This is a genomic window from Thiothrix subterranea, from assembly GCF_016772315.1.
Taxonomy (GTDB): Bacteria; Pseudomonadota; Gammaproteobacteria; order Thiotrichales; family Thiotrichaceae; genus Thiothrix; species Thiothrix subterranea.
The window spans coordinates 664,927-680,757 of record NZ_CP053482.1 but is presented as its reverse complement, the minus strand read 5'-3'; the positions used below and the strand labels follow the sequence as shown (position 1 = coordinate 680,757).

Genomic DNA, 15,831 nt, shown 5'->3' with positions numbered 1-15,831 from the left:
CATTTGTGAAATGGATTATTTGGGATGATTCGTTCGGTTTTCTGTTTATTTTTGATGGCAAGGATGGTTTGACATTACTTATCGGCATTGCAACTGAATAATTTGCGCAGCTTCACCATGTTCAAACGTTGGTTTCTGCTCGATAGTCGTTTGACAATCTTGCTGGGTTTGCGCCCCTAAGGTAATGCTGTTTTGATCTTTATACATCGGAATGGCACTGCCTGTGGGGTCGGCTAACGCAACAGCCAAACGCTTGCCGGTCAGCGTTTGTGGGGCAGCAAAAGGCAATACAAAATCCAGTTGCAAGCGTTGGTCGGGCAATAAATCCAAGTGATATTCGCTGACATTGGCAATGGGCAGTGCGGCATCGTTCAATGTAATCGTGGTGAAATAAGCGTGTGTTTTTAAGTCAGACAGCATCAGATCACCAACGGTTTTCAGGGTTGCAGTGCGGTTATTCGGCTGCAAATCTTCCCCTTCGATCAGCATGGCGGTCACTGCCGCATCGTAAACCCAGTGCATTTGCAAACCCGTCAACTGACCTGCCGCGTTTTCCTGCACCTGATGGCTGGCCTCAATGCCATAGTGGAAGTCGTTAGCGTGTAACGGTAGAGCCATCGCGAGTAACAACAGTGCGGCGCGGCTGGAAAAATTCACGGTTAACATGATGACCTTATAATGCGATCGAAGTGAACAATATTAGTGTTTGGCAAACAGCAACGCCAACACCATCAAGGCGCTAGCCACGACCCACGAGCCGAGCACCCGCAGCACGATACCTTCCCAACGTGTGCGCAAACCGACCGCAATAGCGGCACTCAGTAAAACGATGAAGGTGGCACTGCTGACTGTACCTGCCATCATGGCATAGATTTTGAACGCTTTTAGCCCTGGAATCAGGCTAGGGGCTGAATCCAACCCCAGCAATACCGCTATTACAGCGGCAAACGCGACACAAACACTGAGCCACAGCGGTAGGCGTATGGCCAATAACATCCCCGCCACTCCCGCCCCAGCGAGCAGTGCCGTTTCCCAAGGCCAAGCCAGCAGTGCAAAGCGTGTCAGCGCAATCCCGCTGCTAATCCCAATAAAAAACGCCATCACCCCGTAGCGTAGTGGGCGAATGCCTTGTTGCCCCAACAACAAACCCAAGCCGATCAAAGCAAGGATATGTGCCGGAACGTGCAAGGGCTGGGTCAGCCCCTGTAAGAAAAAGCTATACATGGCGGCGATGACTTACAGCAGCCCAGTCAAAAAACCAACCCCAGCCAAGCTGATGATTGCACCGCCAGCACGCACGGCACTGCTTCCCCAAGGCCAGCGAGTCAACTCACCAAAGGCAATGCCAGACAGGTGCAATAAACCCGTCGCCATCACAAACCCAAGGCTATACGCCAACGGGCTGGCAGCATCGGGTAATTCCGTGCCGTGTGCATGACCGTGGAAAATCGCAAACGCACCCACCAACACCGCCGCCACCCATAACGGCGGGCGCACAGCCAACACCACCATTAACCCCAGCACCAATGCCGATAGCGCAATGCCGGTTTCAACAGCGGGAAGGGGAATGCCTGCGATACCCAATACCCCACCGAACGCCATGACGACTGGAAACACCACGGGCAGCATCCAAATGGCGGGTCGCCCTAAAAATGCACCCCATAAACCGACCGCGACCATTGCGGCGACGTGATCCCAGCCAAACAGGGGATGGGTAAAGCCACTGAAAAAGCCGCCGCTCATCCCCGCCGCATCGGAATGCGCCCACACGCTGCTAGTCATGCCCAAGAGCAGTAAGGCGATGCCGAAACGTTGTTGTGTTGAAATCATCTGCTGATTACCTCTATCGGTTGATGGGACAAAGTGTAGCGTATTCCCGCGATTTTATTGCCAACCCACCTTATCCATCATTATCACCGCCTGTGCGTTGTGTTTGCCAAGGTTAGACAGGTTCAGTGCATCGCTTTTGAACGCACCCCAGCTTTGTAATTCCGGGCTGGCAGCAATACCGCGTTTGGCGGGGTATTCGCCGTTGGTGTTGGAATACCAGCGTTGCGCATCATCCAGCGCCATGTATTCCAGCAATTTAATGGCATTTTCCTTGTTTTTGGCGGATTTGGTCACGCCCGCGCCGCTGATATTGATGTGTGTGCCACGGTCACGCTGATTGGGGAAAAATACTTTCACCTTGCTGGCAGCGGCTTTCTGCACGGCATCGCCCCCGTACAACATTTGCGCGTAGTAATACGTGTTGGCAATCGCGACATCGCATTGACCCGCCGCCACCGCTTTAATTTGGTCGCGGTCGCCGCCACTGGGTGGTTTTGCCAGATTTGCCACCAAGCCTTGCGCCCACTGTTCGGCTTGCACCGTGCCTTTGGCGGCAATCATCGACGCCAGCAACGATTGGTTATAAATGCTGCTGGAAGAACGTACACACACGCGCCCTTTCCATTTCGGATCAGCCAAATCTTCGTAAGTGGAAAGCTCATTCGCCTGTACTTTTGCGGGATTGTAGAACAACACCCGTGCGCGGTAAGTCAGCCCAAACCACTGATTAGCAGGGTCACGCAAATTTGCCGGAATCGCCTGATTCAGCTTGGGGGACTGTATCGGTTGCAAGGTGCCAGCCTCCACCGCACGGTGCAAACGCCCCGCATCGGCGGTAATCAGCACGTCAGCAGGTGAATTCGCACCTTCGCGTTTCAAACGTTCCAGCAATGGGTCATCATCGCCAGTAATCAGGTTGACCTTCACGCCCTTGTCTTTGCTGAACGCATCCAACAGCGGCTTGATCAATTGTTCTTCACGGGCAGAATATACATTCACTTCATTAGCCAGCACTTGTGTGCTGCACAACAGCAGTACAGTAGCAGTCAATTTTTTCAACATAAGATACTCCTTTACGTATCCGCCCAACGGCGAACCAAATTGTGGTAAATTCCGACGAGTTTGACGGTTTGCGGATGCCCCACACCGAGTTCTATCGTCAATTCCTGGATGCTTTGGTCGAGGTCGTAGAGCAGGGTGCGTTGCCCGTCATCGCGGATCATGCTTTGCATCCAGAAGAACGAGGCGATGCGTGCGCCGCTCGTAACGGGAAGTACTTGATGCAAACTGGTGGCGGGGTACAGCACCATATCGCCTGCCGCGAGTTTCACTTCCTGTGCGCCGAAATTGTCTTCGATCACCAGTTCGCCACCTTCATACTCTTCCGGTTCGGCGAGAAACAAAGTGGCAGAAACGTCGGTGCGTACTCTGACAATCGTGCCCGGCACGTAGCGGATGGCATTATCGACATGGATACCGAAATTACCGCCGCCTTCATAACGGTTGAACAGCGGCGGGTAAATTTTCAGTGGCAGCGCGGCAGAAATGAACTGCGAATTGTTGGCGAGTGCATCAAGGATGAAATCGCCTAGCTCTTGCGCCAGTGGCGAAGTCTGCGCCAGTTGCAAGTTATTTTTGGCGGTGGCGGCTTGTTGACCTGCCGTCACTTTTCCATCGACCCATTCTGCCGCATCCAGTTGGGCGCGACACTGGGCAACTTGTTGTTTGGTCAAGACATTGGGTATACACAGCAGCATAATTAAAAGTCGTAGGTTAGGCTAAGGTTAGTGGTGCGACCCGGCGCAACGTAAGTGAACGGTGCGCCGCTGCGGTATAACGCTTCGTAGATGGTTTCATCCGTAGCGTTTTTCATATTCAACTGCGCTGACATCTTGTTGTTGATTTTGTATTCACCCATCAAATCGAGGCGGTTGGAGGCTTTGATGGTGTTACCCGTGGTTGCGGCAAATGCACCGCCGCCCACTTCACCGGTGTGAATCACGCTGCCACCGACGGCGATTTTCGGCGTGATCTGGTACTTGGTTTGCACACTGGCGCTCTTTTCGGCAATGTTGGCTAACGGTTTGCCGAGGTTCGCAGGGGTTGCTGAGCCGGTGATTTCGCTATCCATGTAGACCGCGCCACCGGCAAGGCTGAGTTTTTCGGTGACATTACCGGAAACGCCCAGCTCTACACCCTTGATGCGTACTTCACCTTGGTTACTGGTGTTGGATTCGATTTTGTTGCTCTTATCCAACTGGAATACTGCTGCACTGACCGCGAGGTTATCGTTGGCCAGGTTCCATTTGGTGCCGAGTTCCACACTCTTATTGCGCTCTGGCTCAAATGCAGCAACTGAAGCATTCAAACCACCGTAGGCAACATCGCCCACGCCGTCATACATTTCGCCCGGTACGTTGGATGAGGTACTAACCGAGGCGTAAACGCTGCCGTTTTCCTTGGGCTTATACACGACACCGGCATGACCGTTGGTAAAGCCTTCGTTGTATTTGACCGGGGGCGCGACCCCATTCACCGCACCACTGGTTGTACCCGCCCCGTAAGTGAGGGATTCGCTGGTAATGTCGAAGGTATCGTGACGGATACCGCCGAATACTTCCCATTTGGGGTTGAGCTTGACGGTATCCATGACATAAACCGAATTCACATCGGCATTAATGTTGGAGGTACGGCTTACACCATTGATGCCCGGTGCGGCAACGTTATTATTGGGGTTAATAATGTTCAGTACGGGAGCGGGAACGCCAGTCGGATTGGTTGTGGCATTAAAGGTATTCAAACTCGGTACATCGTTTTTGATTTTTTCCTTGCTCACTTCAAAACCTGCCACCACGGTATGTTCGACATCACCTTTGTGGAATTCATGGGTGATTTGGGTACTGTTGCCGGTGAAGGTATTGGTGAAATCAGCGGTATTGGTACTGTTGGTGATCGTCGACGTTGCGGTCAAGCCAGTGGCAGGGACGCTGCCGGGTTTGGAAACGATGTACTTATTGGTGGTTTCGCCCACACGGGTTTTGCTGTTGATCGTGGTGTTTGGAGAGACTTTGTAGTCCACCGTACCCGTTAAAATATCCGCACCCGTGTCGTGGAAGTCACGCCCGACAATCACGTAAGAATTGCTACGATCAACCGCTGCCGGTGCGCCGGTTGTCCGATCCCACGGATGCCCACGGTCTGGCATGGCTTCGTTACGCAGGTGGTAATAATCCAAGGAAACGTCCATTTTCTCGCTGGCTGCAATATCAGCAGCGATGGCGGCACCGTGACCTTTTTTGTACAGGTGATCCCGTCCGGCAATTTCGGAATCTTGAATCATCAGGTTGCTGCGCACTTTCACTTTGTCGTTGACCACGCGGTTAGCGTCTAGGGTTGCACGGTTGTCGTCGCCCACAGTCAATGTGCCGCGTGCAAAGTTAGCATCCTGCGGTTTTTTGGAAACGCTGTTGACCGCGCCGCCTGTCGTACCACGCCCTGCGAAGGTAGAGCTTGGGCCTTTGGCAATTTCGATTTGCTCAGAGGCGAACACATCACGGGTAGTGGAACCGGGGTCACGCATTCCGTCGACGAAAATATCGTTACGTGTGTCGAAACCACGGATCAGGAAACGGTCGCCTTCCGCATTACCGCCTTCGCCGGTTCCCATGGTTACGCTCGGTTGGGTGCGCATCAGGTCTTTCAGCGCCATTACGCCCGCGTCTTCCATTTGTTCCTTACCGACGACAGTGATGGTTTTGGAAACGTTCAGGAGGGGTTCGGTGAATTTGGTGTTGGCGGATTTGTCGACTTTGTATGGCGCTTCCGGGTCAGCGTTTGGGTTGGAACCGGGGGCGGCTTGCTTGGCTTCTGCGGTCACACCTTCGAGTTGGGTAACGTCGGCTTTGGCATCTTTGGTTTTTTTAGTGTCATCCGCCGCTTGGCTAGGGGAAGCAATGCTTGCCATCATGACAAATGCAGCCGAAGCAAGGGCAATAGCGGGGGATTCGGCACGGTTAACACTGCTACGGATAGCAAGGGGTTTTTTCTGACAGCTCACGGGATACTCCTAAAATAAAAATGTTACTCGAAGAAGCATCCGTGGCTGTCAGGTTAGTGGCTATGCGATGCGTACTCTATAGCTTGCAGATGATAATCATTCTATTTTACAGGTCAAGACTTTTATGGTAAAAATGCGAATAATTTCTATTTGACAGCTTGCTGCACTTTGACGAACATTCAGCAGCACGCGGTATTAACTGAGATTAGTCGTTTAATTTTACGAGGTTTTACTAACACAATGGAATTTCTCAAACTGTATCTGGATCACATGGTGCTAGGCACGTTGGGCTTTATGAGCTTTATTATGCTGGCGTTCGCGGTGGAGCGTTATATCTACTTCTGGCGCATTAAACTGGCGGAATTCAAGCACATTGAGCTGCTGAAAGTCGCGCTGACCCGCAATCTGACCACTATTTCCAGTGTTGGCGCGAATGCGCCGTATGTGGGGCTGTTAGGCACAGTCTTGGGGATTTTGATTACCTTCCACGAAATGGGACAAGGCAACAAGCTGGATGTGAACAGCATTATGCTCGGTCTGGCAATGGCGCTGAAAGCTACCGCTGCCGGGCTGTTGGTTGCGATTCCCGCCATCCTGTTTTACAACGGCTTGATGCGCAAAGTGGACGTGCTGGTATCACGTTGGACGGCTTTGCAGGATGGCTTTGCATGAAACGTTTCGACCAGATCAATATGATCCCCTTCATCGACATTATGCTGGTGTTGCTGGCGATCGTGCTGACCACGGCAAGTTTTGTGTCTCAAGGGCTGATTCCGGTTAATCTGCCCACCGCCGAACAAGTCAGCGAGCCATCGAAAGATGAAGAGCCGTTGGAAATTGCCATCAATGCACAGAATGAGTTTTTCCTTGGTGAAGAAAAAGTCACGCTGGAACAAATGGCTGCAAAGCTCAAGGTGCAAGCCAAGCCAGAAACGTTGATTGTATTGCGCATTGATAAAGCTGCTGTGTTTGAGCATTTCGTCAAATTGATTGATTTGCTGAAAGCACAGGAACTCAATAACCTTTCGATACAGGCACAGCAAGAGCCATGAAAACCAATCATATCAGCGGCTTTGGTATTTCCACGGCTGTGCATATTGGGTTGGCATTGTTCCTGATGCCGCTCCTGTTTGCCGCAGAAACCAAACCGGAAGAACCCCCCATTCTGCCGGTGGAATTGAGCATGTTCGAGCCGCAAGCTCCCGAACCTGCCCCCGAACCCGTGCCGCAGGTAGCGCCGGAACCACCGCCGCCGCCACCCCCACCACCGCCGCAACCTAAGCCCAAGCCAAAGGAAAAGCCGAAACCGGAAAAACCCAAGCCGGAAAAGAAGGTGGAAAAACCCTTGCCCAAACCTGAGCCAGAAAAGGATTTGCGCCAAGAGCAGGAGCAACGCGAACGCCGTGAAGCAGAACGTCGTGAGCGTGAGGAACAGCAACGCCAACAGGAAATGCGCGAACAGCAACAGCGTGAAGTCGCCGAACGTCAGGCACGTCAAAGGGCGCAACAGGAAGCCGCTGCGCGTGCAGCAGCACAGGCACAAAACGAAGTGCCGGTGATTACCAACCCGCGTTATCGCCGCCCACCGCGCCCACCGGAGTATCCACGCCGTGCACTGGAATCGGGTACGGAAGGCACTACCATTGTACGTGCCAACGTTAGCCCCAGCGGTAGCGTGATAGCCGCCAGAGTCCAGAAATCCTCTGGTAATGCATCACTGGATTCTGCTGCTGTCAAAGCGGTACGCGGTTGGGCATTTGTACCCGCGACCCGTAGCGGTCAAAACATCGAATCCATCGTCCAAGTACCCGTTAATTTTAGAATCAATTGAGGAGAACTCTCGTGAAATCATTAGCCAAAGTCTGGCAAATATGCACAGCCATTACTTTAATCGGCTTGTTGGGGGCATGTGCTAACGATCCCGTGAAAGCGCCGGTAGCGAATGCTAAACCGATTAACTACGGATGTTCAGGGACGTCGATGAATGACTGCATGACATTTCATTCCCCTACTATTGATAAAAAATAGGATGATACGTTCGTTTTAATCAGCTAGATGGATTGATGCGAAAAGACTATAACTATTAAGGAGCTTTACACAACACCAATCACCACTAGGAGAAACACCATGAGTGACGTAAGCAAATGTCCTGTTATGGGACACACCAGCACACCCGCAGCCAGCAATGCCGGTCGTGGCACATCCAACCGCGACTGGTGGCCTAACCAGTTGAAACTCAACATCTTGCACCAACACACCGCCAAATCCAACCCGCTGGGCGCGGATTTCCATTACGCCGATGAATTCAAAAAACTCGATCTGGCAGCCATCAAACAAGACCTCTACGCGCTAATGACCGATTCGCAAGACTGGTGGCCTGCCGATTACGGTCATTACGGGCCAATGTTCATCCGCATGGCCTGGCATAGCGCAGGCACGTACCGCATCAGCGACGGGCGCGGTGGGGCAGGGCATGGCAATCAGCGTTTCGCCCCGCTCAACAGTTGGCCGGATAACGTCAACCTCGACAAAGCGCGGCGTTTGCTGTGGCCGATCAAGCAAAAATACGGCAATCAGATTTCGTGGGCCGATTTATTCATCCTCACCGGTAACTGTGCGCTGGAGTCGATGGGTTTCAAGACCTTTGGTTTTGCGGGTGGGCGCGAAGACATTTGGGAACCTGAAGAAGATGTGTATTGGGGCAGTGAAGCCGAATGGCTGGGCGGCGACAAGCGTTACAGCGGCGAACGTGATTTGGAAAACCCGTTGGCAGCGGTGCAGATGGGCTTGATCTACGTGAACCCCGAAGGCCCCGACGGAAACCCGGATGTACTGGGTTCAGGCCGAGATGTGCGCGAAACCTTCGCTCGCATGGCGATGGACGATTACGAAACCGTTGCCCTTACTGCTGGGGGACACACGTTCGGCAAATGCCACGGCGCGGGAAGTGCTACCCACGTTGGTGCTGCCCCTGAAGCCGCAGCCATTGAACAAATGGGCTTGGGTTGGAAGAACAGCTTTGCCAGCGGTAAAGGTGGCGACCAAATCGGCAGCGGCTTGGAAGGTTCGTGGACACCAACGCCGACTCAGTGGGACAACAGCTATCTGGATATGCTCTTCAATAACGAATGGGAACTGACCAAAAGTCCCGCCGGTGCATGGCAATGGACACCCAAAACCGCCACCGAAAGCAATCTTGCGCCAGCGGCGGATGACCCAGCCAAGCGTGTGCCGATCATTATGACCACGGCTGACATGGCAATGCGTTTTGACCCGATTTACGAGCCGATTGCACGGCATTTCCAGCAGAATCCTGATGAATTCGCGGATGCGTTTGCACGGGCATGGTTCAAACTGACTCACCGTGATTTAGGGCCGCGTTCACGCTATCTTGGCGTTGAAGTTCCAGCCGAAGATCTGATTTGGCAAGACCCTGTTCCGGCGATTGATTATACCTTGATCGACGCGCAGGACATTGCTGACCTGAAAGGCACGCTGTTGGCATCAGGACTTTCCATTGCTGAGCTGGTGACAACGGCGTGGGCTTCGGCATCAACTTTCCGGGGCTCGGACAAGCGCGGAGGGGCAAACGGGGCGCGGATTCGCCTTGCACCGCAAAAGGATTGGGCGGTGAATCAGCCTGCGCAACTGGCTAAAGTGTTAACAGTGCTTGAAGGCATTCAGAGCGCATTCAATGCAGCGCAATCCGGCAGCAAAAAAGTATCGCTCGCGGATTTAATCGTGCTGGGCGGTTGCGCGGCGGTGGAGCAGGCGGCGGCGAATGCCGGATTTACCGTCAAAGTACCGTTTGCAGCAGGGCGCACTGACGCAACACAAGAGCAGACCGATGTCGAAGCGTTCGCCGTGCTTGAACCCGTGGCAGACGGTTTCCGCAATTACCTCAAGGGCAAATTTGCTGTGTCAGCCGAAGAAATGCTGCTCGATAAGGCGCAATTGCTGACGCTGACTGCACCGGAAATGACCGTGCTAGTGGGTGGGATGCGGGTACTCAATGCTGCGTTTACCCAACGGCCTGAAGCACTCACTACCGATTTCTTCGTGAATTTGATCGATATGCGTACCGACTGGCAAGCCACTGCGGATGAGAATGTGTTTGAAGGGCGTGATCGTGCCAGTGGTGCGGTGAAGTGGACGGGTTCGCGGGTTGATTTGGTGTTTGGTGCCAATTCTCAGCTTCGAGCGGTTGCAGAGGTGTATGCGCAGAACGATAGCAAGGAAAAGTTCGTGCATGACTTTGTGGCAGCATGGAATAAGGTGATGAATCTCGACCGCTTCGATTTGGCATGAAACCAGGGAGTAACCTTACCCCTCAAGATTTGCCAGCCATCAATGCGGTGATTGAAGCCGCTGTGATGGGCTGGCAGTTGCCGGAACGGGTAAAACGCTTGTCCTTACCGAGTTACCGTTACGATGTGGCGGATCTTCAGCATTTGCAGATGCAGGTGTTGCGGAATGATGCCTCGTGCATTGTGGCGGTGGCGGCGTGGGAGGCGGCTGATCCGCGTGATACCCCGGCGCAACAAGCGGGTTTATTGCTGCACGGCTTATACGTTCACCCGGATTTTCAGCGTCAAGGATTGGGGAAGAAGTTGTTGCAGGCAGCGCAGCAAGCAGCCTTGGCAGGCGGGTATGCAGGGTTGTTAGTGAAAGCGCAGGCGGATGCTGAAAATTTCTTCGCCGCGTGTGGTTTGGTGAAACTGCCGGTTGAAAATCCTGCTCGTCATTACGCTAATCGTTATTGGTTAGCGCTAATTAAATCAGTTTAACCTGATACCGATAGCCGAAAATATTATTCTTTTTATCATGATTTTTTAAAATTTTTCCGTAATTAATGCTACTACACTACATACTGGATATTTTGTTAATGATAACCAAAGGATAGTGTGATGGAAAAAAATAGCGCGTGCTGTTGCGGAGCACTGCCCGCAATGTGGTGGTGGTTGCTGACATTACTGGGTTTACCCCTGTTGTTTTTCCTGATGACGGGAGCGCGTCAGGGAGCAGTTGAAACGGATTTAACGACGCGAAGTACAGCGGCATTAAAAGCGGCTGGTATGGATTGGGCAACAGTGAATCTTGATCAGCGTGGACGCGACGTACAGCTTAACGGCATGGCTGCATCAAAGCAGGATCAGGACGCGGCTCTTAAGATTGTCCAAGGTGTGTACGGGGTACGTGATGTGCAGAATATGGTGGAAGTGGCAATAACCCCAGAATCCGATCCTGTCGCGGCACCCGTGCAAATGTCTGATGCTGCACCGGAAACCGCGCCTGCTACGGCTTCTCCTGCTGATCAAACAGCACAAGCCGCAACCGAACCAGAAGTTCCTTCTGCTGAGCAAGAAGCTCCGGCTGCTGATCAAACAGCGCAAGCCCCAATTGAGCAGGCTGTTCCTCCTGCTGAAGCTGCGCCTGCGCCGGAACAACAAGCTGTCATGAATTGCCAACAGCAGTTAAATGATGCCATGACTGGCAAAACCATTTTATTTGAAACCAATAAGTCTGCCATTAAGCGGGATAGTTTGGCATTGCTGGATTCCCTCACCGGCATTATAGCTGATTGTAAGGATGTGATCGCCGGTCGGGGCATTCAGGTGAGTGGGCATACCGATAACGTTGGGAATGATGCTTACAATCAGAACCTGAGCACACAGCGTGCCGATGCGGTGAAAGATTATCTCGTCAAAAAAGGTGTTGATAGTACTTTAATCAAAAGCGCTGGATATGGTGAAAGCAAGCCGATTGCCTCCAACGATAGTGAGGCGGGGCGTTCCCAGAATCGTCGAATTACTTTTGACATCAACCCTGAGTGAAGGAGATCGTTATGATGTATTTATTTTCAGAATTATTCATGTGGCTCTTACTGACGTTTGTTTTCGGTCTGGTAATGGGTTGGTTTTCACGCTCAGGGAAAGAGGATTAAATCATGACAATGTTTTTGTTACAGGCATTGCTCTGGCTGCTGATTGCTTTTTTGCTGGGGTACGGTATTGGCCGTTTTCTGAAATCATTGTTCTGCCGTCCTGCTGAGAATGCGGCGATCCCACTTTATGAAGATGTTCCTGCACGGGTGAATGTGCCGGTGGTGGCGACCGTGTTGGGTGGTACTGCCGCCGCCGTGGGTGCTGTAGCCGCCGCTCGTTCTAAGTTAGATACTAATGTGGATGTACCTGATGTGTCATGGAAAATGCCAAAAGCGCCGCGCATGGATTGCAGCGGCATTGACCCACACAAGCCGATTCTGAATCCGCCAGATATGGACATGAACCTTCCAGAGGTCGGTGTTGATTTGCCGGATATGTCGCTGAAAGTACCGGACGTTGATTTGCCGGATGTATCGCTGAAAGTACCAGACGTTGATTTGCCGGATATGTCGCTGAAAATGCCGGAAGTTGATTTGCCGGATGTATCGTTGAAAGTACCGGACGTTGATTTGCCGGATGTTTCCTTGGATGTGCCGTCATTTGATATTGACTTGCCAACGGTTGATGTGAAAGCGCCGCGCATGGATTGGAGCGGCATTGATCCACACAAGCCGATTCTGAATCCGCCAGATATGGACATGAGCCTTCCAGAGATTGATGTTGATTTGCCGGATGTGTCGTTGAAAGTACCGGACGTTGATTTGCCGGATGTATCGCTGAAAGTACCAGACGTTGATTTGCCGGATATGTCGCTGAAAATGCCGGAAGTTGATTTGCCGGATGTATCGTTGAAAGTACCGGAAGTTGATTTGCCGGAGGTGTCCTTGGATGTGCCGTCGTTTGATATTGACTTGCCAACGATTGATGTGAAAGCGCCGCGCATGTATTGGAGCGGCATTGATCCACACAAGCCGATTCTGAATCCGCCAGATATGAACATGAGCCTTCCAGAGGTCGGTGTTGATTTGCCGGATATGTCGCTGAAAGTACCGGACGTTGATTTGCCGGATGTATCGCTGAAAGTATCAGACGTTGATTTGCCGGATGTATCGCTGAAAGTACCGGACGTTGATTTGCCGGATGTGTCCTTGGATGTGCCGTCGTTTGAGGTTGACTTGCCAACGGTTGATGTGAAAGTGCCGCGCATGGATTTGAGCGGCATTGACCCACACAAGCCGATTCTGAATCCGCCGGATATGGACATGAGCCTTCCAGAGATTGATGTTGATTTGCCGGATGTATCGCTGCAAACGCCAGATGTCGGAGCGGATGGTACGGGTAGTGATTTTCTGAATGCTGCGAAAGTGGCTGTTCTTGCTGCGGGAGCAGGGTTAACCGCCAAAGTTGCTCTCGACACTTCCTCTGATTGGCTTTCGTTGCTGGTACAGCAAACCAAAGCCGCTTACCGTGGGCGCAATCCGCGTGCGGTTAGCCGCTTATGGGGCAGTGATAGCCACTATGACTGTTCTACACTCGATGACTACGAATCCATCAGTTTGCAACCCGCGACGTATGACAAACTCGGTTCAAGTCATTGCGGTGTGCCAAGGGCGGGCTTTGTCGCGGTGGGCGGTGATGTTGGCAATATCGAGCAAGGTGGTGGCATCCTGTTCCATTATTGCAATATCGTGGTATGCCGTGGTGCTGATGATACCCATCATTTTATCCGTGTCGTGACTGACTAAAGCGCGTTAATGTCTCAATCGTCTTGGTTAAATCTCCCGCTATTGCGGGAGATTGTCGTTATTCGCGTGGCACTGTTCTAAAAAACCGATTATGACGACCTAAAAACCCTATGATGTTGCGGGGAATTCCTTGACCTGTATCAAGTAGCAGAACCAGCATGAGGCTAACATGACCCCTACAAGATTTACTCATAAAGGTAGGAGATACTCATGAAAGCACAAGCCTTAATCATTTCATTGCTGGCACTTAGCGTTGCAAGCGCTGTGTGGGCAGAAAAAGCCGAAAAAACCGAGCCAGCGAAAGCGGTTGAAGCCAGCGTTGTTAAAGACGAACCGATCAAGCCCATTCCCACTTATGTGCCAAAAGAAGCCGTCGTGGAACTGGGCAAAAAATTGTATTTTGACCCGCGTTTGTCCAAATCCGGTTTTATTTCCTGCAACTCTTGCCACAATTTGAGCATGGGTGGGACTGACAATCTCCCCACTTCCATCGGCGACCATTGGCAACAAGGCCCGATCAACTCACCGACTGTGCTGAATTCCAGCATGAACGTCGCGCAATTCTGGGACGGTCGCGCTAAAGACTTGAAAGCTCAAGCCGGAGGCCCGATTGCTAACCCCGGCGAAATGGCGTTTACTCACGAATTAGCCATTGGTGTGCTGGACTCCATTCCTGCGTATAAGGAAGAGTTCAAAATGGCGTTTGGTAAAGATGCTATCGACATCGACATGGTGACAGATGCGATCGCCGCGTTTGAGGAAACTTTGGTGACACCCGATTCCAAATTTGACCGTTGGTTGAAGGGCGATGAAACCGCGATGAATGACAAAGAAATCAACGGTTACAAGTTATTCAAGGACAGTGGTTGCGTGGCTTGTCATAATGGCCCAGCAGTCGGTGGTTCAAGCTTCCAGAAAATGGGCGCGGTTGAACCGTATAAAACCGACAACCCTGCCGAAGGTTTAGCGGCTGTTACTGGCAAAGATGCTGACCGTTTCAAATTCAAAGTGCCTACCTTGCGCAACGTTGAATTAACGTACCCGTATTTCCATGATGGTGCTGCCAAGACTTTGGAAGACGCGGTTAATATCATGGGACAAATTCAGTTAGGTAAGAAATACACTGAGGCTGAAACCGCTGACATTGTAGCCTTCTTGAAAGCCTTAACAGGTAAGCAGCCCGACATCAAGTTGCCTATTTTGCCACCGTCTACCAATGAAACCCCACGCCCTGATCCGTTCGGTAAGGGTGATACTGCCAAAGCAGGCGACGCTGACAAGAAATCCTGATTAGCGTATTTCTGAGTAAATGATGCCCAGCGCTGTGGTAGTGCTGGGCATTTGTTATGATGCGCGATTCGTTGGTATTTCAGGAAATCGCGTGAACCCTAACCCTTGCATGACTTGCGGCGCGTGTTGCGCCAGTTTCCGCGTCTCGTTTTATTGGGGCGAAACCGACGTAGCCCCCGCTGGCCTTGTACCCGCCCACCTGACCGAAGCGATTGCCCCGCACCACGTTGCCATGTTAGGCACAAATCAAGCCAAACCTCACTGTATTGCACTGCAAGGCGCGGTGGGTGAGTGTGTCAGTTGCAACATTTACCTGCTACGCTCTTCTACATGCCGCGAATTCACTGCCTCGTGGGAACACGGTGAACATAATCCTACCTGTGATCGCGCCCGCGCCAATTATGGTTTGGCGCCGCTACAGCCTGTTCCGAGCTGATTTCTCTGCCAAGCGGGAATTAAATCACGGATTGCTGGGTCAATATGAACTAGAGTCAAGTGTATGTAATATATATAACAACAGCGTATTCTAGCAGGCACGACTTTCTCGCCTGTGCCTGCGGAACACCGTAGGAGTGAGGTATGAAAATTACCGACTGGTTATGGCATAAAGGTATTGAGTGGCTCAATACCGTCCCCCGCGCAGACGACTTCAGCGCCCTGTGTAACTTTGAATTCCTTGAACGCGAAATCCGTCCTGCCGATGTGATCCTGTTTGCGGGTCAATCCCGTGTCAGCAAAGTCATCCAAACCGTGGTGTTATCGCCTTGGACTCATGCGGCGTTGTATATCGGGCGGCTGAATGATATTCGTGACCCGAAAGTGCGTTCCCGCCTTGCTGCCTATTACGATGGGGATTTGAGCGAACCTTTGGTGATCGAATCCCTGCTTGGCAAAGGTACGATTGTCACCCCTTTACGTCAGTACCGCAAAGAACACCTGCGCATTTGCCGCCCTGCCACACTGACTTGGCAGGATGCGGATAAAGTGGTGAATTTCGGGATCGAACACCTCGGCATGGGGTATG

At 52.0% G+C, this 15,831-nt stretch carries 15 protein-coding genes and 1 pseudogene; 10 read left to right on the top strand and 6 right to left on the bottom strand.

The window, feature by feature from the left end; all coding sequences use genetic code 11:
- Window positions 1-78: 78 nt before the first annotated feature.
- From HMY34_RS03210 to HMY34_RS03185, 6 genes are read right to left on the bottom strand one after another with little or no spacing between them, the layout of a single operon-like run.
- Complete coding sequence (locus HMY34_RS03210) at window positions 79-666, bottom strand: DUF1007 family protein (protein WP_202717875.1); 588 nt, start codon at window positions 664-666, stop codon at window positions 79-81.
- A gap of 33 nt (window positions 667-699) precedes the next feature.
- Complete coding sequence (locus HMY34_RS03205; protein WP_202717874.1) at window positions 700-1,224, bottom strand: HupE/UreJ family protein; 525 nt, start codon at window positions 1,222-1,224, stop codon at window positions 700-702.
- Window positions 1,225-1,236: 12 nt separating this feature from the next.
- Window positions 1,237-1,830 (bottom strand): HupE/UreJ family protein, encoded by a 594-nt coding sequence (locus HMY34_RS03200; protein WP_228287965.1) that lies wholly within the window; start codon window positions 1,828-1,830, stop codon window positions 1,237-1,239.
- Between the two features lie 54 nt (window positions 1,831-1,884).
- Entirely contained in the window at window positions 1,885-2,892 is a 1,008-nt protein-coding gene (locus tag HMY34_RS03195; RefSeq protein ID WP_202717873.1) for a Fe(3+) ABC transporter substrate-binding protein, read from the bottom strand.
- A gap of 11 nt (window positions 2,893-2,903) precedes the next feature.
- Window positions 2,904-3,587, bottom strand: coding sequence for a Fe2+-dependent dioxygenase (locus HMY34_RS03190; protein ID WP_202717872.1), 684 nt, complete (start codon window positions 3,585-3,587; stop codon window positions 2,904-2,906).
- Between the two features lie 2 nt (window positions 3,588-3,589).
- Entirely contained in the window at window positions 3,590-5,887 is a 2,298-nt protein-coding gene (locus HMY34_RS03185) for a TonB-dependent receptor (protein ID WP_202717871.1), read from the bottom strand.
- 240 nt (window positions 5,888-6,127) lie between these two features.
- Between HMY34_RS03185 and exbB the strand changes: the two genes are divergently transcribed.
- The 10 genes and pseudogenes from exbB to HMY34_RS20520 form a co-directional block, all read left to right on the top strand.
- Window positions 6,128-6,559 carry a TonB-system energizer ExbB gene (gene exbB / locus HMY34_RS03180; RefSeq protein WP_202717870.1) on the top strand — a complete coding sequence of 144 codons (432 nt, stop codon included), beginning with the start codon at window positions 6,128-6,130 and terminating at the stop codon, window positions 6,557-6,559.
- Window positions 6,556-6,939, top strand: a complete 384-nt coding sequence (exbD, locus tag HMY34_RS03175) for a TonB system transport protein ExbD (protein WP_202717869.1) — start codon at window positions 6,556-6,558, stop codon at window positions 6,937-6,939. The genes exbB and exbD overlap by 4 nt, the downstream gene beginning before the upstream one ends.
- Window positions 6,936-7,718, top strand: a complete 783-nt coding sequence (locus HMY34_RS03170; RefSeq protein WP_202717868.1) for an energy transducer TonB — start codon at window positions 6,936-6,938, stop codon at window positions 7,716-7,718. Before exbD ends, HMY34_RS03170 begins: the two co-directional genes overlap by 4 nt.
- 296 nt (window positions 7,719-8,014) lie before the next feature.
- Window positions 8,015-10,195 (top strand): catalase/peroxidase HPI, encoded by a 2,181-nt coding sequence (gene katG / locus HMY34_RS03165; RefSeq protein ID WP_202717867.1) that lies wholly within the window; start codon window positions 8,015-8,017, stop codon window positions 10,193-10,195.
- Window positions 10,192-10,674: a GNAT family N-acetyltransferase gene (locus tag HMY34_RS03160; protein WP_202717866.1), complete on the top strand. Its 483-nt coding sequence runs from the start codon at window positions 10,192-10,194 to the stop codon at window positions 10,672-10,674. Before katG ends, HMY34_RS03160 begins: the two co-directional genes overlap by 4 nt.
- Before the next feature lie 120 nt (window positions 10,675-10,794).
- On the top strand, window positions 10,795-11,721 hold the full coding sequence (locus HMY34_RS03155; protein WP_202717865.1) for an OmpA family protein: 927 nt from the start codon (window positions 10,795-10,797) through the stop codon (window positions 11,719-11,721).
- Between the two features lie 113 nt (window positions 11,722-11,834).
- Window positions 11,835-13,517, top strand: coding sequence for a hypothetical protein (locus HMY34_RS03150; protein ID WP_202717864.1), 1,683 nt, complete (start codon window positions 11,835-11,837; stop codon window positions 13,515-13,517).
- Window positions 13,518-13,727: 210 nt separating this feature from the next.
- Window positions 13,728-14,807: a cytochrome-c peroxidase gene (locus HMY34_RS03145; RefSeq protein WP_202717863.1), complete on the top strand. Its 1,080-nt coding sequence runs from the start codon at window positions 13,728-13,730 to the stop codon at window positions 14,805-14,807.
- A 91-nt stretch (window positions 14,808-14,898) separates the two neighbouring features.
- The gene (locus tag HMY34_RS03140; protein WP_228287964.1) at window positions 14,899-15,243 is read left to right on the top strand and encodes a YkgJ family cysteine cluster protein; all 345 of its coding nucleotides are present in this window, start codon (window positions 14,899-14,901) and stop codon (window positions 15,241-15,243) included.
- 143 nt (window positions 15,244-15,386) lie between these two features.
- Window positions 15,387-15,827 (top strand): annotated as a pseudogene (locus HMY34_RS20520) (YiiX/YebB-like N1pC/P60 family cysteine hydrolase); the annotation flags it as partial.
- Window positions 15,828-15,831: the final 4 nt, after the last annotated feature.